The 22,485-nt window shown below is 46.1% G+C and carries 25 protein-coding genes, 2 rRNA genes and 1 riboswitch; of the genes, 3 read left to right on the forward strand and 24 right to left on the reverse strand.

Annotated features, from left to right (window positions below; genetic code table 11):
* Positions 1–107: 107 nt before the first annotated feature.
* The 4 genes from H513_RS21975 to H513_RS0115685 form a co-directional block, all read right to left on the reverse strand.
* Positions 108–281: a hypothetical protein gene (locus H513_RS21975; protein ID WP_211226520.1), complete on the reverse strand. Its 174-nt coding sequence runs from the start codon at positions 279–281 to the stop codon at positions 108–110.
* A gap of 454 nt (positions 282–735) precedes the next feature.
* Complete coding sequence (locus H513_RS0115675; RefSeq protein WP_026801577.1) at positions 736–1,032, reverse strand: YerC/YecD family TrpR-related protein; 297 nt, start codon at positions 1,030–1,032, stop codon at positions 736–738.
* 24 nt (positions 1,033–1,056) lie between these two features.
* Entirely contained in the window at positions 1,057–2,109 is a 1,053-nt protein-coding gene (locus H513_RS20455; protein ID WP_036770444.1) for a DUF3048 domain-containing protein, read from the reverse strand.
* Between the two features lie 55 nt (positions 2,110–2,164).
* Positions 2,165–3,901 carry an adenine deaminase C-terminal domain-containing protein gene (locus tag H513_RS0115685; protein ID WP_026801578.1) on the reverse strand — a complete coding sequence of 579 codons (1,737 nt, stop codon included), beginning with the start codon at positions 3,899–3,901 and terminating at the stop codon, positions 2,165–2,167.
* 84 nt (positions 3,902–3,985) lie between these two features.
* On the opposite strand from H513_RS0115685, the gene H513_RS0115690 reads away from it, so the two are divergent.
* Both H513_RS0115690 and H513_RS22250 read left to right on the forward strand, forming a co-directional pair.
* Positions 3,986–4,237, forward strand: coding sequence for a YgaP family membrane protein (locus tag H513_RS0115690; RefSeq protein ID WP_026801579.1), 252 nt, complete (start codon positions 3,986–3,988; stop codon positions 4,235–4,237).
* Between the two features lie 71 nt (positions 4,238–4,308).
* The gene (locus H513_RS22250) at positions 4,309–4,413 is read left to right on the forward strand and encodes an EYxxD motif small membrane protein (protein WP_330981694.1); all 105 of its coding nucleotides are present in this window, start codon (positions 4,309–4,311) and stop codon (positions 4,411–4,413) included.
* Here H513_RS22250 and purD read toward each other — a convergent pair.
* The 14 genes from purD to H513_RS0115765 form a co-directional block, all read right to left on the reverse strand.
* Entirely contained in the window at positions 4,391–5,656 is a 1,266-nt protein-coding gene (gene purD / locus H513_RS0115700) for a phosphoribosylamine--glycine ligase (RefSeq protein WP_026801580.1), read from the reverse strand. The two genes, H513_RS22250 and purD, sit on opposite strands and share 23 nt — an antisense overlap.
* Before the next feature lie 23 nt (positions 5,657–5,679).
* Positions 5,680–7,218: a bifunctional phosphoribosylaminoimidazolecarboxamide formyltransferase/IMP cyclohydrolase gene (gene purH, locus H513_RS0115705; protein ID WP_026801581.1), complete on the reverse strand. Its 1,539-nt coding sequence runs from the start codon at positions 7,216–7,218 to the stop codon at positions 5,680–5,682.
* A 5-nt stretch (positions 7,219–7,223) separates the two neighbouring features.
* The gene (gene purN, locus H513_RS0115710; protein WP_026801582.1) at positions 7,224–7,793 is read right to left on the reverse strand and encodes a phosphoribosylglycinamide formyltransferase; all 570 of its coding nucleotides are present in this window, start codon (positions 7,791–7,793) and stop codon (positions 7,224–7,226) included.
* A complete protein-coding gene (purM, locus tag H513_RS0115715; RefSeq protein ID WP_026801583.1) occupies positions 7,790–8,815 on the reverse strand; it encodes a phosphoribosylformylglycinamidine cyclo-ligase in 1,026 nt (341 codons plus the stop codon). The genes purN and purM overlap by 4 nt, the downstream gene beginning before the upstream one ends.
* A gap of 12 nt (positions 8,816–8,827) precedes the next feature.
* A complete protein-coding gene (gene purF, locus H513_RS0115720) occupies positions 8,828–10,240 on the reverse strand; it encodes an amidophosphoribosyltransferase (protein WP_026801584.1) in 1,413 nt (470 codons plus the stop codon).
* A complete protein-coding gene (purL, locus tag H513_RS0115725) occupies positions 10,216–12,429 on the reverse strand; it encodes a phosphoribosylformylglycinamidine synthase subunit PurL (protein WP_026801585.1) in 2,214 nt (737 codons plus the stop codon). Before purL ends, purF begins: the two co-directional genes overlap by 25 nt.
* A complete protein-coding gene (gene purQ / locus H513_RS0115730) occupies positions 12,413–13,096 on the reverse strand; it encodes a phosphoribosylformylglycinamidine synthase subunit PurQ (RefSeq protein ID WP_026801586.1) in 684 nt (227 codons plus the stop codon). The genes purL and purQ overlap by 17 nt, the downstream gene beginning before the upstream one ends.
* Positions 13,093–13,338: a phosphoribosylformylglycinamidine synthase subunit PurS gene (gene purS / locus H513_RS0115735; protein ID WP_026801587.1), complete on the reverse strand. Its 246-nt coding sequence runs from the start codon at positions 13,336–13,338 to the stop codon at positions 13,093–13,095. Before purS ends, purQ begins: the two co-directional genes overlap by 4 nt.
* Positions 13,331–14,050 (reverse strand): phosphoribosylaminoimidazolesuccinocarboxamide synthase, encoded by a 720-nt coding sequence (purC, locus tag H513_RS0115740; protein WP_026801588.1) that lies wholly within the window; start codon positions 14,048–14,050, stop codon positions 13,331–13,333. The genes purS and purC overlap by 8 nt, the downstream gene beginning before the upstream one ends.
* Positions 14,051–14,156: 106 nt before the next feature.
* The gene (gene purB, locus H513_RS0115745; protein ID WP_026801589.1) at positions 14,157–15,452 is read right to left on the reverse strand and encodes an adenylosuccinate lyase; all 1,296 of its coding nucleotides are present in this window, start codon (positions 15,450–15,452) and stop codon (positions 14,157–14,159) included.
* Positions 15,449–16,606 carry a 5-(carboxyamino)imidazole ribonucleotide synthase gene (purK, locus tag H513_RS20460; protein WP_051240073.1) on the reverse strand — a complete coding sequence of 386 codons (1,158 nt, stop codon included), beginning with the start codon at positions 16,604–16,606 and terminating at the stop codon, positions 15,449–15,451. Before purK ends, purB begins: the two co-directional genes overlap by 4 nt.
* Positions 16,599–17,087, reverse strand: coding sequence for a 5-(carboxyamino)imidazole ribonucleotide mutase (gene purE / locus H513_RS0115755; protein WP_026801590.1), 489 nt, complete (start codon positions 17,085–17,087; stop codon positions 16,599–16,601). Before purE ends, purK begins: the two co-directional genes overlap by 8 nt.
* 114 nt (positions 17,088–17,201) lie before the next feature.
* Positions 17,202–17,303, reverse strand: a riboswitch (purine riboswitch).
* Between the two features lie 66 nt (positions 17,304–17,369).
* Positions 17,370–17,564 (reverse strand): NETI motif-containing protein, encoded by a 195-nt coding sequence (locus H513_RS0115760; RefSeq protein WP_026801591.1) that lies wholly within the window; start codon positions 17,562–17,564, stop codon positions 17,370–17,372.
* The gene (locus H513_RS0115765) at positions 17,564–18,082 is read right to left on the reverse strand and encodes a DUF2179 domain-containing protein (RefSeq protein ID WP_036770466.1); all 519 of its coding nucleotides are present in this window, start codon (positions 18,080–18,082) and stop codon (positions 17,564–17,566) included. The genes H513_RS0115760 and H513_RS0115765 overlap by 1 nt, the downstream gene beginning before the upstream one ends.
* A 173-nt stretch (positions 18,083–18,255) precedes the next feature.
* Between H513_RS0115765 and H513_RS0115770 the strand changes: the two genes are divergently transcribed.
* Entirely contained in the window at positions 18,256–18,693 is a 438-nt protein-coding gene (locus H513_RS0115770; protein WP_026801593.1) for an Hsp20/alpha crystallin family protein, read from the forward strand.
* A 45-nt stretch (positions 18,694–18,738) separates the two neighbouring features.
* Here H513_RS0115770 and H513_RS0115775 read toward each other — a convergent pair whose 3' ends face one another.
* The 6 genes from H513_RS0115775 to H513_RS0115800 form a co-directional block, all read right to left on the reverse strand.
* Positions 18,739–19,026 carry a hypothetical protein gene (locus tag H513_RS0115775; RefSeq protein WP_197057418.1) on the reverse strand — a complete coding sequence of 96 codons (288 nt, stop codon included), beginning with the start codon at positions 19,024–19,026 and terminating at the stop codon, positions 18,739–18,741.
* Between the two features lie 119 nt (positions 19,027–19,145).
* A complete protein-coding gene (locus H513_RS0115780; RefSeq protein WP_026801595.1) occupies positions 19,146–19,337 on the reverse strand; it encodes a hypothetical protein in 192 nt (63 codons plus the stop codon).
* A 174-nt stretch (positions 19,338–19,511) separates the two neighbouring features.
* Complete coding sequence (locus tag H513_RS0115785) at positions 19,512–20,318, reverse strand: 3D domain-containing protein (protein WP_026801596.1); 807 nt, start codon at positions 20,316–20,318, stop codon at positions 19,512–19,514.
* Between the two features lie 241 nt (positions 20,319–20,559).
* Complete coding sequence (locus tag H513_RS0115790; protein WP_026801597.1) at positions 20,560–21,588, reverse strand: C40 family peptidase; 1,029 nt, start codon at positions 21,586–21,588, stop codon at positions 20,560–20,562.
* A gap of 348 nt (positions 21,589–21,936) precedes the next feature.
* A 5S ribosomal RNA gene (gene rrf, locus H513_RS0115795) occupies positions 21,937–22,049 on the reverse strand.
* Between the two features lie 117 nt (positions 22,050–22,166).
* Positions 22,167–22,485, reverse strand: a 23S ribosomal RNA gene (locus H513_RS0115800); the annotation flags it as partial.

Here is a 22,485-nt window from a genome sequence, read left to right on the forward strand (position 1 = left end):
TCAAAAGCGGAAGCGCCCCGCTTAGACACGTAGGCATAAGCCGAGGGCCGCAATGAGGAGCCCTTCCTCATGGAGGTCATCGACTTATGACCGTAGTGTCTGGGGCGTTATAGCTGGATGAAACAAAAGCGGAAGCGGCTTGACAGGTACGGTAGGCATAAGACAAGCAACGGAGTGAGGCGACCTTTCCTCACGCAGTTGATTGACTTATGTCCGTAGTACCTAGCCGCTACAGCTGGATGAAACAAAAGCGGAAGCGGCTTGACAGGTACGGTAGGCATAAGACAAGCAACGGAGTGAGGCGACCTTTCCTCACGCAGTTGATTGACTTATGTCCGTAGTACCTAGCCGCTGCAGCTGGATGGACAAAAGCGGAAACGCCCCGTCTAGACACGCAGGCATAAGACGAAGGCCGCAATGAGGAGCTCTTCCCTCATGAAGGTCATCGCCTTATGACCGTAGTGTCTGGGGCGCTGCAGCTAGACGAAACAAAACACCCCGCCCGTGCTAATGCACGGGCGGGGTGTTTTTTAATCAATTTGAAGAACATCCTACAAATTCGGATGCATTCGTCAATAATTCGGTACGCGGTTGCTAAATTTCGAAACATCAGCAGTTAGAATTAGTACAACATAGCCTAAACTCGAAACTCAGAACCCTCCCCATCCAAAAACCTTCTTCCCTTGAACGCACACCTAGAAACCCCTACCACAAATGCGGCAGGGATTCCTATTCTTACTCGTCTTCAGGAATACGGTCTAATGCCATAACGTATGCATCGTTTCCGAAGTGGAGTACGCGTTTTACGCGGGAGATGGTTGCGGTTGAGGCGCCTGTTTCGGTTTCGATCTTATGATACGTATAGCCTTGGCGAAGCATGTTAGCGACTTGTAGGCGTTGTGCGAGTGATTGGACTTCGTTCATCGTAGCTAAGTCATCGAAGAATTGGTAGCATTCTTCGACGTTTTCGAGGGTTAGAATTGCCTTGAATAGCTGGTCTAATTCTTTTCCTCGTAATTTATCAATTTGCATGTCGTGCGTCCTCCTTGTGATGGCTTATTCCATTGTGATGGATTGTGGGAAGTTTCTTTCCGGCACAATATTGACCCATGTCTGTCCTGGAATAAAGCCGACGGGTTTTCCATCTTTATAGGGTAGTAGACGGCCGTCATTGTTCTTCCATTCGACGGCTTGGATGCTTCCTTGTTGGAGTAAGTATCCTGAGCCACCCGATGTTAAATCAACGGCGCGTCTGCCTTTGTTATCAATAACTTTGTGCGCGGTTGCGACAATAAAGACATTGTCTAGCGTAACGGGTTCGGTTGTTTCTCGGTCAACGGTCGGTTCTCCGTCGTTAAACCGGATGTAATGGCCTTCCGCTTCGTTATACTGGTACGTCACACGCTCTTCTGGCGTTTCTGCGTACACAATCTCGACTGTGCTTGCTCGTTCGCCTTGAACCCCTTCTTCTGAAAAAGGAAGAGAGGTGGGTGCTGTATCCACGGTGTATCCTTTATTTTGAGCGACATCCAATACGGAGTCAAACAGTAGATAAGAATTGTGTGGCGCCTTTCTAGATTGGTCACGTGTGAATAATTTCCCATCATTGTCATAGTAACTGCCGTTTAGATTATTGATCCACCCACTCATCTGGTTCTCAATAAAAGTGGCAGCTCCGTGATAAAGGTACAAGGCATCATGACCATTGGCAAGATCAACGTAGTATTCCCGTGCACTGCGGACAGGGCCGACTTTCGCAGGTTGTTGGCTGTGATAGATTGCCACAAGCCTGGTAATGTCTCCTTCTGCAAGCACCTCGTATACAATGTCAGCCTCTAGTAAGCCAGTTTGCGGGCGTGCATAGCTGTGATTGTTTACCATCACGGCAACAGCTCTTCGGTTCAAATCTCCTTCAGCTGGAAGTCCAGTTAACGGAAACGTAGCAGTCGTTTCTGTCGCTTCATCATCAACTGTAATTTCCTTCTGTTGTGGTTTCTCCTCTTGTGCAGGGGCTTTCTCTATTGTTTGGCCTTCCGCTTCCCCTTGCACACAGCCGGTCATGGTTAACGACAATAGCAACGTGGCTACACCTAACCATTTGTATTTCATCGTAGCTCCCCTTTTTCTCATATCCAACACTTTCTTTCTCTAATCTAGTTATATTTTAACGCATTATCGCAGGAAAGAGTACCTCTTTCTTCTTCACGTGGACAATTCCCTTCGGCGTGATTCGTATATAAGGAAGATGAGTAGAGGATAGGAACAGTAGCGTGTACACTGGGTCGCTATACGAATAGCCGTGTTGCGCCAATTGCTCTTTCAGCTCCGATTCTTTCTTCATAAGAACTTCGAAACTAAAATCTGACATCATACCTCCAATCGGCAATGGAAGTTCGTACACAATTTCACCCTCATGGGCTAGTACAATGCCACCTCCGAGTTCCTTCATTCGCTGGAACGCCAGTAACATATCCGACCTTTTCTTTCCGATAAAGATAAAATCCCCTGTATTGCTATAGGAGCTAACAAGTCCCCCAAGCGTGTCTGTAAACCCTTTAATCATCGTATTGACTTTCCAACGTCCATCTCGATTTAACAACATAATGAACGCTTCATCTGTCATCATCGACTGACCTTCGTCGTACTCGGTCGTAATCGCATATGGCTTCATCAATACATTGTTCATTAACTCAAGTCCCATTGGGATAGAGAATGTTAAGTCCTCTTCGCTCACATCCCATTGGAGGTTGAGAGGAGCTAGGCCGTAGGAATCCCAATCCATCGAACTTTCTTCTTGAACTACTTTATCATCCTTCACAACCCACTGCCCTTTAGCCATGACCGAGTGAGGTGTTGGGTGATCCTTAGCTGAAAGGAAGTTCAGATGTGCGACTCGTCCAGGTCCAATGCTTCCAAGCAAATGGTCGAGCGTAAAGTGACGGGCTACATTGTACGTAGCCATGGCGTAGGCGTCTTCAATAGGTACACCGCCTTCAATCGCCTTCTTTATACATACATTCATCAATCCATCACGATAGAAGGAAGGGGTTGAGCCATCCGTTGTTAGTAGGAGTCGGTCGTAGGACTGAAGGTTGTACGCCTTTAATTCTTCTAGCAGCTTCGGTAAGTCTGGTCGTATGGAAGAATGCCGAAGCGCCACTGTGTACCCGAGGCGAAGGCGTTCATAGACTTCCTGCCCTGTCATCGCTTCATGGTCTCCATCCGTGCCAAGCAGCTTCATTTTCGTGAGGGTGCGTTCTGACGCGCCTGGGAAATGGCCTTCAATCTGCTTTCGAACGACTTTCGCTTCCTGCATCCATTTCAACGCACGATCATCGTCTTTGAGAATGTCTGGCCAGGATGTCAGTTCACCGCCTTGGACAACGTACGGGTGGTTAAGCCAACTGAGTATAGTTCGTTCATTAAAGTAAGGTTCAGCATTCTGCAAGTGGGATTGACTATCGAAACGGCACCACCAATAGAGAGAGAACGGTGTTTCATTCACAGCTTCAATCAAGGAAAACGCTTTCTTTCTCTCTGTTAAAAAAAGCAAACTAATGTTGTCGTTTACTGTTGAAGTTGTTCCAGTTCTAGATGCATATTGCTGAAGACTGTGGGGATTATATAACTGAAATGGGTGGGCGTGAGGTTCTATATATCCAGGTACGATGTAGCTTTCGCTGCAGTCCATATATGTGGTTCCTTCATCATACTTAGGCAGCTTTTCACCAACGTACACGATGCGATCTTCATAGATCCAAATGTTTTCTGTTAGCCATTGTTTTAAGAAGACGTTTAAGTAGGTCGCATTTGTCAGAACATAGGTTGGAGCCACATCGCCATCGAGGACAGCGGTATGCTCGCGTAGTTTACGATTTCGCCATGGATAGTGGTAGCTCATCTGGCTAACCTCCCTAGTGGATTTTCTATTATCGTAACATATCCATTAATTTACTTCACTAACGTATGAAGGGATTGAAGAAAAATGATACGTCCGAATATCGGTTTACTGAATGCCATGCTCCGCATCATGTTCGGCTTTACCCTCCTCTCCTTAACAACGGCTCGTCTTACACGCAGACCTTGGAGAAGAAGCTATTGGATGATGGCCATGATCGCGTCCATGAAGATTGCCTCAGGGATTGTCCGCTACTGCCCATTCACAGCGATGATGGATGCACGCGTTGACGATGAAGAAGAATTCGATTTCGAAGAGACGACATTTAACCCATCTTAGTGTACAAAAGAAGACCTCGCTCTTGCAGCCAGGTCTTTCTTTTATCACCTTATGAAGAAAGGAGAATGAGTATGAACATTTGGGAATATATGACCGATATGACATTTGTCTTTGCATTGGTTATTGGAAGCATCGTCGCCATTGTGTTCCTATTTATTCAAAAGCGGAAGCCTTGAGGGCTCTAGCTCCAATATCAGTGCGATAGTGAAAACGGTCCCGGAATGAAGCTGAGTCGAGATGGCGATACACGTTGGCGCGCGCTTCTTGTAACGACTTTGCTACCGAACCAACGAGCAGAACACGTCCTCCGTCTGACATGTACCGATTAATCATTCGCTTCGTTGCTGCATGAATAAGAAACGTATCCTCAGTAAACAGGGCTGGAATTTCTATGTCTTTCTCGTATGGACCTGGATACCCTTTCGCCGCAACAACGACTCCCATGCATGTTGCATCTTTCCATGCAAGAGTGAGTGGTTGCTTTCGTTCAACATGATCGAGAACCGTTACAAGGTCTGTCTCAAGTAACGGCAGAAGCACCTGCGTTTCAGGGTCACCGAAGCGGGCGTTGAATTCAATCACTTTCACGCCATCACGGGTTACGATTAACCCCGCATAGAGTACCCCTTTAAATGGATGACCTTCCTGCTCCATTTTCTCTGCCATCGGTTGGACAACTCCCTGGAGTGCAGCCTGTATATCGTCTACTGATAAATGCGGCACTGGTGCATAGGCACCCATACCTCCTGTGTTCGGTCCTTCATCGCCGTCGAACACACGCTTATGATCTTGAGCCGGTAAGAGAGGGTAGACCGCACTGCCGTTCACAAATGCATGTAGAGAAAACTCCTCCCCTTCTAGAAACTCCTCGATTACTACGGATTGCCCCGCTACCCCAAACCCATTGTTCAGAAGCATATCTTCAAGCACCGCTTTTCCTTGATCAAACGTTTGAACAATTACGACACCCTTGCCTGCCGCAAGCCCATCAGCCTTGATGACAATGGGGAGCGGTTGCTTCTGTAAGTAAGACACTGCTTCTTCGTAATCATCGAAGGCTTCATAAGAAGCGGACGGAATGCCCGCTTCTTTCATGAGCTGCTTGGCATAGGCTTTACTTCCTTCGATTCTCGCAGCCGCTTCTGTTGGACCGAAAATCTTCAAACCTTCTCGTTCGAAAGCATCGACGATTCCGTCCATGAGAGGTTGTTCCGGACCGACAAATGTCCAGTCGATTCCGTTCTCTTTCACAAACTCTATAAGCCCATCAATATCTCGTTCCATAATCGGAACAGGCATCCCTTCTACCATACCTTCATTTCCTGGAGCCACATACACCGTCATTACATCGTCACTTTCCGCAAACTTCTGAACAAGGCTATGCTCACGACCACCTCGTCCGATGACCAACACGTTCATCCCCACTCCTCCTTCTGCACGACTTAGTGTTTAAAATGCCTCATACCCGTAAACACCATGGCAATGCCATGTTTATTGCAAGCATCAATCGAATCTTGATCGCGCTTAGACCCGCCTGGTTGGATAATTGCTGTTACCCCTGATTCGGCTGCATCTTCCACCGTATCTGGCATTGGGAAGAAGGCATCACTCGCCATAATCGCTCCATGTGCTTTTCCACCTGCTTGTTCAAAAGCAATCTTCGCAGCACCTACACGGTTCATTTGTCCGGCACCCACTCCAATGGTTTGACTGTCTTTCGCCACAACAATTGCGTTCGATTTCACATGCTTCACGACTTTCCAGCCAAATTTCAAGTCTGCCCATTCCGCTTCTGTCGGCTCACGGTCTGTGGCAACAGAAACGTCCACACCTTCAAAGGTGCCTTGGTCCACATCTTGAACGAGCAGGCCGCCTGCAACGTGTGTGACTTTCTTCTCGTTATGTGCCGGCTGGTTCATATCCACAGTTAAGAGGCGTAAATTCTTCTTCGTTGTAAGAATGTCGATGGCCTCTTGAGAGAAGGACGGGGCAATAATAATCTCTAAGAAGATATCCTTCATCTTCTCAGCTGTAGCAGCATCGACCTCTTCATTCACTGCTACAATCCCTCCAAAGATGGAAACGGGGTCTGCTTCATAGGCACGTTCGTACGCTTCAACTAACGAGTCACCTGTCCCAACGCCGCAAGGATTCATGTGCTTCACTGCGACAGCCGTCGGTCCATTAAAGTCGAGCACAATTTCAAGAGCAGCATTCGCATCTTGAATGTTGTTGTAGGAAAGCTCTTTCCCGTTCAACTGCTCTGCTTTCGCAAGTGACACCCCTTTAAAGAGTGGATCACGGTAGAAGGCCGCTTTTTGGTGTGGGTTCTCACCGTAACGAAGGCTTTGCACTTGTTCATACGTGCGTGTATACGTTGGAGGAGTTTCAAGCTCTAGTTGCTCCGCCATGTAAGTTGAAATGTATGTATCGTAGCTTGCCGTGTGGGCGAACACTTTGTAAGCGAGATTTCTACGTACTTCCATGGGTACGTGTCCTTGTTCAAGATAAGAAATAATCGTAGTGTAATCTTCAGGGTCTACAACTGGAAGCACATCACGAAAGTTCTTAGCTGCGGAACGAAGCATCGTTGGCCCACCGATATCAATGTTTTCAATCGCTTCCTCCTCTGTTACGCCTGGCTTCGTAACCGTGCTCTTGAACGGATACAAGTTGACGACAACAAGGTCAATCGTTCCGATGTTTAGCTCGCCTAGTTGCTCCATATGAGAATCATCGTCACGCTTCGCTAAGAGACCTGCATGAACGTTAGGGTGAAGCGTTTTAACACGTCCTTCTAGAATCTCTGGAAACTCGGTCACCGCTGAAATGGAGTGCACGTTTACAGCAGCTTGTTCTAACGCATGCTTTGTACCACCTGTTGAAATCACTTCATACCCTAATCGGCATAGATCCTGGGCAAAATCGATAATTCCTTCTTTATTTGAAACGCTAATAAGTGCACGCTTTTTCTCTGTCATTGTTGTTACTCCCCTTTTACTAAAGTTTGAATTACAGCCGGGTATAAATCATGTTCAATGGCCTGAATCTTCGCTGTTAAGGAGGCATGAGTTTCTTCCACTTCTACTGAAACACGACGCTGTTCAATAATCGGACCTGTGTCCATACCCGCGTCTACGTAGTGAACCGTGACACCCGTCTCTGACACTCCGGCAGCTAACGCCTGACCAACCGCATCTTTACCCTTAAACTGTGGCAAATAGGAAGGGTGAAGATTGATTATCCGCCCTTCATAGGCTCGCAGTAACGTCTCTCCAATGAGACGCATATAACCAGCCAACACCACCCAATCCACCTCAAAATGGCGAAGGCTAGCTAGAATCTCAGCTTCATATTCCGCCTTACTCTCATAGTTCTTCGCTTGAAACACAAAGACGGGAATTTGACCCTCCGTTGCCTTCTCTACAATAGGAGCATCGGGCTTATCACTCACGACGAGGCCAATCTTGGCAGTGATTTCACCCTTGTTCACTGCTTTAAAGATAGCATCGAAATTCGTACCACGTCCGGATCCAAATACCGCAATTGTACTCATGTCCACGCCACTCCACGTTCGCCTGAAGTCACCTTGCCAATGACATAGCTCGGTTCACCAATGGAATAAAGCGACTTCTGCACATCCTCAACCACGTCTGGCATAAGTGCAAGTACCATGCCAATCCCCATATTAAAGGTGCTGTACAAATCCTGTTCCCTCGTACTTGTTCGCTCCATGAAGAAGCGATACACATCTGGTATCGGGAAACTCCCTTCACTAAGCTGAGCTCTCATCCCTTGTGGCAACATACGAGGCAAATTCTCTTCAAATCCACCACCCGTAATATGGGCAATGCCTTTTATCGTAGTTTGTTGCTTAACGTGCGTGACCGCTTTCCCGTAAAGTCGTGTAGGTTCTAACAAAGCTTCCCCAAGACCATCCGGAAAGCGTCCATATGATTCATGTAGGTCAAGTCCTAGGTCGCTCACCCATTTACGTACGAGGGAGAAGCCGTTTGAATGAAAGCCGGATGAAGGCAAGCCTAAGAGAACATCTCCCGCTGCAATCGATTCGCCTGTAATAATACCATGTTTTTCCGTTATTCCAACAGCGAAACCGGCTACATCGTAGTCGCCGTGCCGATACATGCCTGGCATCTCCGCTGTCTCGCCCCCCAATAGGGCACATCCCGCTTCGACACAGGCAGAGGCAATACCCGATACAATCTGCTCCACCCGTTCAGGAGACAGTGTGCCTGTTGCAATATAATCAAGGAAAAAGAGGGGATCGGCCCCTTCTGAAAGAATATCGTTCACACACATGGCAACAAGGTCCTGACCAATTGTGTCATGACGGTTCAATTCGATAGCAATTTTAAGCTTCGTCCCGACTCCGTCTGTACTGGAAACAAGAACAGGCTGCTCGTACGACAAATTCGAGAGGTCAAATAAGCCTCCGAACTGACCAATCCCGCCTAGCACTTCATTTCTTGTCGTCCGTGCTACATGCCCCTTTATCCGTTCGACCGCATCGTAGCCTGATTCCACATCCACGCCGGCTTCTTTGTACAAATCTCTCATCCTTCTCCTCCTCTATACTTTCTCATATGGGTGCGCGGACTCCTCATACACCTCGGTAGGATAGTTTCCGGTAAAGCACGCCATACATTGACCATGCAAGAACGAACCATCGTCATTTCCGATGGCCTCGCTTAATCCGCTAGGTGACAAGAACGTTAGACTATCTGCTCCTATGGCATCACGCATTTCGTCAACTGAAAGCGTAGCCGCGATAAGCTCCGATTTATTCGATGTATCAATTCCGTAATAGCAAGGGTGTGCAATGGGAGGAGATGCGATTCGGACGTGCACCTCTTTCGCCCCCGCTTCCTTCAACATACGCACAATCCGCCGGCTCGTTGTTCCTCTTACGATCGAGTCATCTACCATAACCACTCGCTTCCCGTCTACAATGCCACGAACTGCAGACAGCTTCATCTTCACACCTTGCTCCCGTAGTTCTTGTGAAGGCTGAATGAATGTACGCCCGACGTAGCGATTCTTAATGAGACCGAGTTCATACGGCAGCCCCGCTCGTTCGGCATACCCGATTGCGGCGGAGATGCTCGAATCCGGCACACCTGTGACAACATCAGCTTCAATTGGCGCTTCCTCTGCCAGCTTCATGCCCATTTGCTTACGTGCACTGTGGACATTTATCCCGTCTAGATTGCTATCAGGTCTAGAAAGATAGACATATTCCATCGAGCAAAGTGTCCGTTTAATCGGTACAGAGAATTTTTCCGATTGGAACCCTGATTGAGATACCGTAATCAATTCACCTGGTTTCACCTCGCGTACGTACTCCGCCCCCATCACATCGAATGCACACGTTTCAGATGAGAAGATATACGACTCACCTAGTCGCCCAATGGACAATGGACGCAATCCTTTCGGGTCTAAAGCTACATATAGAGCGTCTTCTGTCAGGATGACGAAACTGTATGCCCCTTTAACCATCGAAAGTGCCTGCTTAATTCGGTCTTTTAGCGGGAGCGCTCCGCCGCGCTTAATAAGATGAGCGAGCACCTCTGTGTCAGACGTCGTCTGCAGAATGCTTCCTTGGGCTTCTAGTTGGCGCTTTAACAGAAAGGCATTCACGAGGTTGCCGTTATGTGCGAGTGCCAAGTCTCCCGTCTGAGACTTGAATAATAGAGGTTGCACATTCTCATAGCCTCCGCCCCCTTGCGTGGCATAGCGGACGTGGCCAATCGAATTCGTTCCACTTAGTCTTGAGAAATCGTTCTCGTGAAACACTTCCGCAATCAGGCCAAGACCCTTTTCCCCATGGAGTTTGCGCCCATCGCTCGTCACAATGCCTGCGCCCTCTTGCCCACGATGTTGTAAGGCATGCAATCCATAATACGTCAGCTGAGCCGCTTCTTCATGCCCCCAAACTGCGAACACACCACATTCTTCATTTAGCCCTCGGATTTCATTAAGCATGGGATGGCTCCTTTCCAGGCTTCGTGTAGCGATGATACATTCTCATCTATTACAACACCACGACCGTCGCGGATACGAAAGCGCCCGTCATTCGTTACCTTTCCGATGTAACGGGCATCTCCCACCACTCGTTGGAACGCACTGCGATCTTCATCACGAACGGTCACTACGTAGCGAGATTGCGTTTCACTGAACAATTCGTTCGTCAAATTTCCTTCAATTGTAACGTCACAGCCATGCTCGAATTGGAACAGCGACTCTGCAAGGGCAACAGCCAATCCCCCCTCTGCAACATCATGGGCTGACTGAACCACCCCTTCACGAATCGCACTCAGAATCTCTTCCTGACGCTGTTGATCAATCGTTTGATCAAGACGTGGAGCCTTGCCAAAATAGCGATTTTGGAGCATCTTCTGTAGCTCACTACCTCCAAATTCAGCCTGTGCCTCTCCAATCACATAGATTGCGTCCCCCGCTTCTTTCGCATGCTGCGTCGTGATGTGCTCGATGTCTTCAATCAAGCCGACCATCCCAATCGTAGGCGTCGGATAAATGGACGAATCACCGCTTCCGTTGTAAAGCGATACATTCCCTGAAATTACAGGTACATGAAGCGCTTGGCACGCCTCCGCCATTCCAGCAACCGTCTGCTCCATCTCCCAGAACACTTCAGGCTTCTCAGGGTTTCCGAAGTTCAGGCAATTTGTTAGAGCAAGGGGCTCTGCCCCGCTGCACACCAAATTACGAGCGGCTTCTGAAACCGAAATGGCTCCTCCGTTCTTCGGATCGAGATGAATATAGCGAGAATTACAATCGGTCGTCATGCTAATCGCCTTATTGCTCCCTTTAATCCGAAGCACGGCCGCATCAGACCCAGCGTGTACGACCGTATTCGTTTGTACCATTGAATCGTACTGCTCATACACGGAAGCCTTGCTCGCAATCGTTGGCTGACGAAGCAACCCGTAAAGCGTTTGTGCGTAATCCTCCACTACAGGAACATAGGCTGCTTCCTCTTTCTGAATCCTTGGAGTAGACAGATGATGATAAATAGGGGCGTCATCTGTTAAGGAAGACACCGGTACACGCGTGACGCATTCATCTCTGTGCCACAGTTCAAACACCGGTTCTGAAATTACTTCTCCAATCGCCACCGCTTCCAGGTCATACTTCTTGAAAATGTGTTGAATCTCAGCTTCACGACCCTTCTCGACTACGAGCAGCATCCGTTCCTGCGACTCAGAAAGCATCATTTCATAAGGCGTCATGTTCTCTTCTCGTTGTGGCACGAAATCCAAATTCATCGAGATCCCCGTACCAGCCTTACTTGCCATTTCACTCGCTGATGATGTGAGTCCGGCCGCCCCCATATCTTGCATGCCAACTAGGGCATCACAGTGTATGGCTTCAAGACACGCTTCAATAAGCAGCTTCTCCATAAATGGATCGCCAACCTGCACAGACGGTCGCTTGCTTTCGGACTCGTCATTGAGCTCCTCGGAGGCAAAGGTCGCACCGTGAATGCCGTCTCTTCCTGTTGCTGCCCCAGCATACAACACGGTATTGCCAACACCATCCGCTACCCCTTTTTGAATCTCATCGTGGTTAATGAGTCCGACGCACATCGCGTTGACGATTGGATTCCCCTCATAGCACGAATCGAAATAGACTTCGCCCCCAACAGTCGGCACACCAATACAATTGCCATAACCACTTATGCCGTGGACAACTTCTCTGAACAAGTAGCGGACACGGTCTGATGTTAATTCACCGAAACGCAACGAATTTAATAACGCAATTGGACGGGCCCCCATGGAGAATACATCCCGCACAATGCCACCAACCCCAGTCGCAGCGCCTTGATAAGGTTCAACAGCAGAAGGGTGATTGTGGCTTTCCATCTTAAATACCAGAGCTTCATTGTCCCCAATATCAATAATTCCAGCCCCTTCTCCAGGACCTTGTAGGACGCGAGGAGCCTTTGTTGGGAACTGTTTCAATAAGGGGCGTGAACTCTTGTAGCTACAGTGCTCCGACCACATCACAGAATAAATCCCCGTTTCTGTGAAATTCGGACGACGCCCAAGCGTCTTCACAATCCTTGCATACTCCTCTTCTTTCAACCCGAATTCTCGGTAAATGCCCTCATTAAAGATTGCATCAGGTGATGGCTCAAGCGTACGTAGCATAGCGTTCCCTCCCGTGTTGAATCATAGATTGAAAGAGTCGTCGTCCGTCTTCGCTACCAAGCAACTTCTCCATGGCACGCTCTGGATGGGGCATCATGCCAAGTACATTCCCTTCTTTGTTCACAATGCCAGCGATGTCATGAACGGAACCATTCGGATTCCCTTCATACGTAAATACGATTTGGTTATGGGCTTGTAGCTGCTTTAACGTCTTCTCATCGCAATAATAATTCCCCTCGCCATGTGCAACCGGAAACTGAACACGTTCACCCCATTCATACATTTCCGTAAACAACGTGTCATTCCGAACCACCTTAATCTGTTGAGGTCGACAAATAAATGACTGATTCTCATTCCGAAGCATCGCACCTGGAAGCAGCCCACTCTCAAGCAAGATTTGAAATCCATTACAAATGCCTAGCACCGGCTTCCCTTTGCCTGCTTCTTCTTTAACAGCTGTAAGGATGGGGGACATAGCCGCAATGGCTCCTGAACGCAGATAGTCCCCGTAAGAGAAACCGCCAGGAAGTAAAATGCCATCATATCCGCTTAAATCTCGCTCCGTATGCCAAACGAATGTAGCCTCTTCTCCCATAATTGTAGAGACGGCCTCATGTAGGTCATGATCGCAATTCGAACCTGGGAATACAATGACCGCATACTTCATGAAGGAACAACCTCCTCAATCGTGTATGTGTAGTCTTCCATGACCGGATTACTTAACACGCGTTCGCACATACTCCGGACAACACTTTCTTCAGAAGATTCCAACATTAATGTATACACTTTCCCCGTTTTCACATCTACGACCCCATCATAGTCTAACGATTGAAATGACTGACGAATGGTCTTGCCTTGAGGGTCCAAAATACCTGTCTTCAACGTTACAATAACGGTTACTTTATACATGAGCCCCTGCCTCCAGTCGAGTTAGAATTTCCTCATAGCTTTCTAGTAAACTCCCAATCTCTTGCCTGAACACGTCCTTGTCGAGCTTTCGATTCGAACCCGCTTCCCATAATCGGCACGTATCTGGCGATAGTTCATCCGCTACAATGATGGTACGGTCATGCCGTCTCCCAAACTCTAACTTGAAATCAATTAGCTGTAGTCCAATTCGTTGAAATAGAGGAAGAAGCACCTTATTTACCTTTTTCGCTTCTGCTTGAATGTAGTGTAGTTCTTCTGATGTGCAGCCTGTCAGCATCTTCGCCTCACCCTCATTAATGAATGGGTCATTCAGGGCGTCCTCTTTGTAATACAATTGAACAATTGGTTCCTTAAACGCAACGCCTTCCTCTAGTCCAAGACGCTTTTGAATGCTGCCGGTAGCCTTGTTACGGACGACAACTTCGAGTGGAATCATGCGTGTGTGTTCAACAATTTGTTCGGTATCAGATAAGGAGTCTATGAAATGGGTGTGGATCCCTTGTTGGTTGCAGTAGGCAAATAGAATGCTAGAGATGAGGTTGATTAGTCTTCCTTTGCCTGGGAGGTAGTCTTTCTTTACGCCATTAAAGGCTGTAACTTCGTCTTTGTATTCAAGGATAAGCTGGTTGTCTTCTCCTAATATCGTATAGACTTTCTTAGCTTTCCCCTCGTATAAGAGTGATCCTTTCATTTCCCTTCCCCCTTGTTTATATGTGTTTCAAATCATCGTTCATGGAAGCTAAAGTCGAATAACCCGTATCAATAATAAAAAAACAAGAGGGCAGTTGCCCCCTTGTTTATGCCAAACCGATGCGTTCAAATACACCATCTACGTTCTTTAGGTGGTGGGTGTAATCGAAGCAATCTTCTATTTGTTGTGGGGACAACGTATTTGTAATGTGTTCATCCGCTTCAATTAGGCTGCGGAACGGTACTTCTTCTTCCCAAGCTTGCATCGTCTTTGGCTGAACGAGGTCATACGCTTCTTCACGAGACATGCCTTCATCAATTAACGTGAGCAAGACACGTTGGGAGAAGATTAAGCCGTATGTCTTCTCCATATTGCGCATCATGTTGTCTGGATACACCGTCAGCTGGTCTACAATCTTCGTGAAACGATTCAGCATGTAGTTCAACGCAATGGTAGTATCAGGTAAGATGACGCGCTCAGCAGAAGAGTGTGAGATATCGCGTTCATGCCAGAGTGCCACATTCTCGTATGCAGTAACAACGTGACCTCTCAATAAACGTGAAAGACCCGTCATGTTCTCTGAGCCAATCGGATTTCGTTTGTGTGGCATAGCGGATGAGCCTTTCTGACCCTTAGCGAAAAACTCCTCAACCTCACGTGTCTCAGTCTTCTGCAGATTACGAATTTCTACGGCAAATTTCTCGATGGATGTAGCAATGAGAGATAGCGTTGACACATAGTGTGCATGACGGTCTCGTTGTAGCGTCTGCGTAGAAACAGGTGCAGGTGTCAGGCCAAGATGCTTACACACATACTGCTCTACATAAGGATCAATATTGGCATATGTACCAACAGCGCCGGATAGCTTGCCAAATTCAATCGTTTGAGCGGCCTGTTCGAAACGCTCCAAATTCCGCTTCATCTCTTCGTACCAAAGCGCCATTTTGAGGCCAAACGTAGTCGGCTCAGCGTGAACCCCATGGGTACGGCCCATCATGACAGTATGCTTATGTTCAATCGCTTTGTTCTTAAGTACTTCGACGAACGCATGAAGGTCTTTCCGAATGATATCATTCGCTTGTTTAAGCAAATAAGAGAGTGCGGTATCTACAACGTCAGTCGACGTTAATCCGTAGTGAACCCACTTCTTCTCATCACCTAGCGTCTCAGAAACCGCACGTGTGAACGCAACCACATCGTGGCGTGTCTCTTGTTCAATCTCGTAAATGCGCTGCATGTCGAACGAAGCGTTCTTGCGGAGCTTCTCGACATCCTCCTGTGGAATAAGTCCAAGGTTACTCCAAGCCTCACAAGCTAGGATCTCAACTTCGAGCCAGGCATTAAACTTGTTCTCATCTGTCCAAATCGCACCCATTTCAGGTCGCGTATAGCGTTCAATCATTGTTTTCCTCCTAAAAATGTCCCCACACTACTGTACCATGACTCTTTCTCTTTTTCTTCTATCATTTGGATGAGTTTCTCATAAGAAAGTGCTGTGTAGGTGACATGCCCCATCTTCCGTTTCGGTCTCGCCTCATTCTTCCCATACAGATGAACATGTCCGTTCATATGAGCCTCACGGGACGTATAGTCATGAACGTCATCTCCAATAATGTTCTTCATGTACGCTGCCCCGGTCATCTCAATCGGCAAGAGCGGCAGTCCACAAATCGCTCGGATATGCTGTTCAAATTGAGACACACTGCACGCCTCTATTGTATAATGCCCTGTATTATGAGGGCGTGGAGCCATTTCATTTGCGTAGACCTCATCGCCACGCACGAACATTTCTAAGGCAAACGTTCCGACAAATGAAAGGGACTGAGCTAACTTCCTTGCCATCTCATTCGCTTGTTCAAGAACGGTATCACGAATTCGAGCTGGCACTAAGGAACTTCGCAGCATTTGATGTTCATGTAGATTCTCAGGAATAGGGTACAAGGCTAACTCTCCATCCTGCCCTCTCGTCATAATGACGGATATTTCTTTATCGAACATCAACCAATGCTCTAATACACATTCGCCATTATGGTAGACAAAGTTTCTTGCTCTTTCCAAATCTTCACGAGATTCAATGAGGAATTGTCCCTTTCCATCATACCCACCTGAAATCGTCTTTAGCACAGCAGGTAGGCCAATCTCTATGACCGCATGTGCAAGCTGTGTAGGTTCACTGATCAACGTATAAGGAACAAAAGGGATTCCTGCTTTCTTAAAGCAAGCCTTCTCCCTCAAACGATGCTGTGCGGTCCAAAGAGGCTTTATGCCTTGAGGAAGCATGCCCGCTTCCTCTACAGAACGTAATACATCGACGTCAACGTTCTCAAATTCATACGTCAGTACATCACTCTTCTGTGCCAAGCGTTCTATGGCCTTTTCATCGTCATAATTAGCGACAATGAAAGCGTCAGCTATACCAGCACATGGGCAATGTTCGTTCGGGTCAAGCAAGGCAATTCGATACCCCATCGCCCTTGCGGATAGAGCCATCATCTTACCTAACTGACCACCGCCAATGATGCCGATGGTGGACCCAGGTGGAATAAACCTACTCATGAAGCTCCCTCCTCATCTTATGAACCCGTTCCTTCAATTCAATACGATACGAAAGCAGACGCTCATAAACGGTTGAATCCATCAGACCAATAATAGAAGCCGCAAAGAGTCCAGCATTCTTAGCCCCCGCCTTGCCAATTGCCATCGTCGCAACAGGAACTCCCCCTGGCATTTGAGCAATGGATAAGAGTGAGTCCATGCCTTGTAACGCTTTAGATTGAACCGGAACGCCAATAACCGGCAACACCGTAATGGAAGCAATCATCCCGGGCAGATGAGCTGCGCCACCAGCCCCAGCAATAATTACACTTAACCCTCTGCTGGCCGCCTCTTGCCCGTACGTGAATAAATCCTCCGGTGTACGATGTGCTGATATTATGTCTTTTTCATACTCAATGTTCAAATCTTCAAGTACCTGGCACGCTTCTTTCATGGTCTCAAAGTCCGATAAACTTCCCATAATGACGCCGACCTTCGCCATGACGTCTCCCCTTTCTGTGTATAAAAAAAGCCCATAGGCGCCTCTTAATCTAAGAGAAGCCTATGGGCAAGAAGACGCCTGAGATAATTACATCCCAACGCCTATACAATCCGTCCATAGTGTAACTTCCCTCATAGTCCAATCGTTTACGGTGATTGGGTAGAGACTTACGGGCCATATTCCCGTGGTTATATGAGGTGTATGTGTTTGTTACCGTTATCGTATCATTGGGTATGAAATGCGTCAACGAATAATTTCGAATATTTACTTATGAACGTTCGTTTATGACTTCGGTTTCGCTTCAAAAACAATGGTTCTACCAGTTGGTTCTACTTTTTTCTCCCCGTCGATCATTCTTTCTTCAAAGATTGGTTCCTCGGTACGTCGTACAGGCATATAGCCTTCCTTCGCAATTCTGTCTAAACATTGGTCAATGGTTTCGCCCTCTTGGACGTAGAATTTCTGCTTCTTACCCATTATTTCATTCTTCCCTTTCGTACTTGTTTCACCCAGAATCCACCACGTATTTGCTTAGGTTCGTAGGCAACAATAAATGCTTTCGGGTCAATATTCTTAATTTGTTCATAAAGTTGCAATTCGTACTTTCTTGGAGTTAGAATCTGCATGGCAAGTCGGTCACCCTCCATACCGTAGGCAAACCAACTCGTTACACCGTAGCCTTTCTCACGCAATTGCTTTGTAAACTCAATATCAGGGTTTGAAGATATAACGTTTACCGTGATGTAACCTAGTGCAAGCTTCTCTTCAATCTTCATCCCTACAATAACCCCTAGCCCGAAGCCAAGCGCATAGGCGATGATATTCTGAACCTGATCCAAGTTGTCCAATACGAGTCCAAGACCGACAATGTATACGGTGATTTCGAATACACTAATAAATGCTGCCCAGTAACGCTGGCCTTTAAGCGTGAAAATAGTTCGGATGGTCAAGAACGATACGTAGATAATGTTAATCACGAGTATGATCAAGACCATAGCCAGACTATTGTTCAATAAGTTCTCCAAATGATGACCTCCCTATTATCTTCGATGAGCCCTCACTGTAGGACACTCACCTAGTTCGACACTTATGAATACACTATATCGCATTCGTTTTCCCCACTACAATAGATGGGACTTTACTTTTTAGGAAGAAAGGTGGATAGACGATGAATCCATTCCATAACATGAAAGACTGGAACGAGCAGTTTGACCGCTTCTTCGGAAATGATTTCTGGGGTGAATTTCAAGGATTTACAAAGGGGAGCGTACCTTACATTAACCTGTACCACTCTGAGAACGAGGTCATTTGTTACGCGAACTTACCTGGTCTCCATGACGTAGACGATGTCAATGTGTATGTAGAACACTCCTTGCTAGAAATAAGAGGAAGAATCAACTTGCAACATGCAACCACCTACACAAAAGTGAAAGAAGAAATCAAGACCGGGCCATTTGAAAGGAAGATTCAATTACCTTATCCGGTTCGGAAAGATAAGATCAACGCAACCTACCGTGACGGTCTCCTTGTCATTGTACTGCATCGACTGGTAACCGTCGAACAGAAAAGGAATAGAATCCCCATTCAGAAGATGGATGAAGAGTAGAAGACCCGTGATGGCACGTTCCCATCACGGGTCTTCCCCTTTCTGCTATGCTTGCTTCACCTTATTTAATTCTGTTTTCTGATACACCGTCTGGTCCATCGGATGCTGAGGGAACAGCTTTGAATGGATGACGAAGCTTCTAACCTGTTCGCTCTCTAACACTTCCAGGATGCACTCTTCCGATAATCCGGTTAAGTGCGCTAAGTTGGCTATCTTCACCTTCTTTGAAGATTTCCGGCAAGCTCGCACGGCACTTTCAATCATTAAATAGCGCTTCTCGCTCAAGGTAAGCTCGTCGTATGGCACGGTTTTCACCTCACTTAGCGTAATCACAACCTACAAATATACAGTTTTTCATAATTTTATTATATTCATCAAGATTCATCAAGGCGAATTGTAATCGGTTCTCTCAGGGAGTTTCGAGCATAAAAAAAAGCACCGTCGCCAGTGCCTTACGATTCAATAATCCCAAAACTACGCAAAAGCACGACCGCGATGCTCGCAAACAACGTACCACCTACAAACGAGATAATAAAGAGCATCCAGCCCGTATTCTCTTTCTTCTTTATATAAAGTGCATAAAGAAAAGCAAATAGTATTCCAATTGTTAACGCACCTGTTGATGTTGTTGGAGACAGATTCAAGCCTAATCCCTCCCTTTCTTACTAGGGTCTTCTCTTCTCTAGTTTACCATACCTTTTTTCAACTTTATTCGTTTCAATGAAAAAGAAATGAGGTATAAGAACAATAACAAAAGATAAAAAAATAGACGATCCTCTATTAGAATCGTCTACTCTTAAACTAGTATTCTAGTCTATTTATTTATAAACCGTTACTTCTACTGTTTTGTTGCCCCAGTTTAGTGCATCAGAACGATTTGGGATGAAGACGTCAATCTTATTACCTTTGATAGCTCCACCGATATCGCCTGCGATGGCTTTTCCGTATCCTTCAACATAGACTTCAGAACCAAGTGGAATCACATTTGGGTCTACAGCAATTACTTTACGATCTGGGTTAGCTTTTAAGTCAATTCCTGTTGAAGTGACTCCAGAGCATCCTTGGCAGTTCGCTGTATAGGCTGTAGCATTTACTGTTAGCGTTTTTGCAACGTCATTGCTTTCAGCTTGATTGGATTGATTCTGTTCAACCTTACTTGTTGTCGTTTCAGTAGTGGTCGTTGTCGTCGTTTCTACTGTTGTTGTAGTGGTCGTTGTTGTCGTGTTATTCGCTTCACCTTGAAGAGACAACTGTTGTCCAGGGTGAATGATGTCAGAAGTTAATCCGTTCATTCCTTTTAATTGGCTTACAGACAATCCATTCGCTGTAGCAATCCCCCATAACGTATCCCCACTTTTCACTGTGTGAGATCCATTTGAAGAGGATTGAGCTGATGTTGATGCTTGGTTGCCTTCTCCACCTACAGTAAGTCGTTGGTTCGGGTAGATGATATGACCAGAAAGGCCATTCATATCTTTAATTTGTTGAACTGAAACGCCATAATCTTGAGAGATGCCCCAAAGCGTATCTCCACTTTTCACTGTTACTTCTGCTGCGCTCGCCGTTGCTGCTGTACCGAAAGAAAAGGTGGCAATCGCTGCGAGGGATACTAACGTCTTTTTCATTATGGTTTCCTCCTTACGATAAAGGCCATGCTTTCGAATCAATCTAGATGGCTTCTTTACCTCCGTCTTTTAAGTCTATCGATACTATAACACGGCATATCCTGAGACAAAGAACAAAACAGCGACAATTACTTTTCAAACATGACAGTTCTTTTACAACGTTGTAATAAAAAATCCTACTTCCTGGTTAAACACCAGAAAATAGGATTCAATCGTACTCTATTTGTAGTTCTCTACTAGATTACAGAATACGTTTAGCAGTTACGTAACGGTCTTTCCAGTAGTAAGCCATATTGGATACTTTTACGCCACTAGAACTTGTAGCACTTAGCATCTCATTGTTTCCAACATAGACGCCGACATGATTGATGACACCATCGTGGTTCGTGTCAAAGAATACAAGATCTCCCTTTTGCAAGTTGCTATAAGAAACCGTTGTTCCTAGCTGAGCTTGTTGACGAGATGTACGAGGAAGGTTAATTCCATGCTCTCCAAAGATGTGGTGCATGTAAGAAGAACAGTCAAACGTGTTAGTTTGTCCTGTAGATGCACCAAATAGGTAAGGAGTACCGATATAATCCATACCCGTTGCTACAATTGACTGACCACTTGCGCTTACATTATTTCCAGTAGTAGTGGTTGTCGTCGTTGTAGTAGATGACTTACTTGAAACTTGTCCGCTCACTTTAACCGTTTGTCCCACACGAATTAAAGAAGGATTAGAAATCTGAGGGTTCAGGCTCAAGATTTCATTTAGTGATATGCCATGTTTAGAGGCAATTCTACTAAGTGAATCTCCACCTTTCACCGTATACTCAGAAGTTGTCTCAGTTACAGTGCTTTTCTTAGTCGTTGTCGTTGTTGTCGTCTGTTGACCACTTACATTAATCTCTTGATTAACATAAATATAGTTCCCGTTTGTAATAGAAGGATTCAACTCTAGTAATTTAGAAACAGACGTACTGTGCATAGATGCAATCTTGGATAGTGTATCTCCACTTTGTACCATATATGTAGAAGTCGTTGCAGGAGCAGACGATGTGTTCTCTGCAATTTTTGCTTTAGCATCGATTACAAGCTTTTGATTTGGATAAATGACTGAGTTGCTTAAGTTGTTTAATTCTTTTAACTGACTGATTGACACGCCATAGTCATGTGAGATCTTCCATAAACTATCCCCACTCTGTACCGTATGACTCTCTTGTGCACTCGCTTCATTTGCAATAAATAAACTTCCTATAAGCAAGGAAGAAGCTACGATCTTTTTCAATGAATTTCCCCCTAAAATATTCGCTATATATAAGATATCATCTATTTATGAAAGTTCAATATACATAACATGACAAAAGTCTTTCATTTTTGTTACATTTTCTTAATATAGTAGTCCCAAAGTTAGGCGAATGGTATCAGCTTTTGTCGTTTAAAATTATAGCCCGATTTTTATACCTTTGTATTGGTTAATAGAGGGATAGGTTCGATAGAAACAAGTTAAAATTATTATTGTAATCTATTGGTTACAACCACATCTAATCGACTACATCGGCTCTAATTAGTAGGTTAATATAAAATATGACACAAAAAACACCCTCTAGGAAGAACCTAGAAGGTGTTTTCAATTGCTGAGCGGCGTCCTACTCTTGCGGGGCGAACCCGACTACCATCGGCGCTGAAGAGCTTAACTGCTGTGTTCGGCATGGGAACAGGTGTGACCTCTTCGCTATCGCCACTCAACTTATATAGAAGGATATACCTTCAAAACTAGATAAGATAATCAAGATGAACCATTGTCTTTCTCACATTAAGAGTTGTCTTCCAGAAGACGTAAGTCTTCTGGACGCGTTGTACTTTTAAGTTAAGTCCTCGATCGATTAGTATTCGTCAGCTGCACGTGTCGCCACGCTTCCACCTCGAACCTATCAACCTTGTCATCTACAAGGGATCTTACTCACTTAAAGTGATGGGAAATCTCATCTCGAGGGGGGCTTCATGCTTAGATGCTTTCAGCACTTATCCCTTCCACACGTAGCTACCCAGCTATGCTCCTGGCGGAACAACTGGTGCACCAGCGGTGTGTCCATCCCGGTCCTCTCGTACTAAGGACAGCTCCTCTCAGATTTCCAACGCCCACGACGGATAGGGACCGAACTGTCTCACGACGTTCTGAACC

The organism is Pontibacillus halophilus JSM 076056 = DSM 19796 (assembly GCF_000425205.1).
Lineage (GTDB): Bacteria > Bacillota > Bacilli > Bacillales > BH030062 > Pontibacillus_A > Pontibacillus_A halophilus.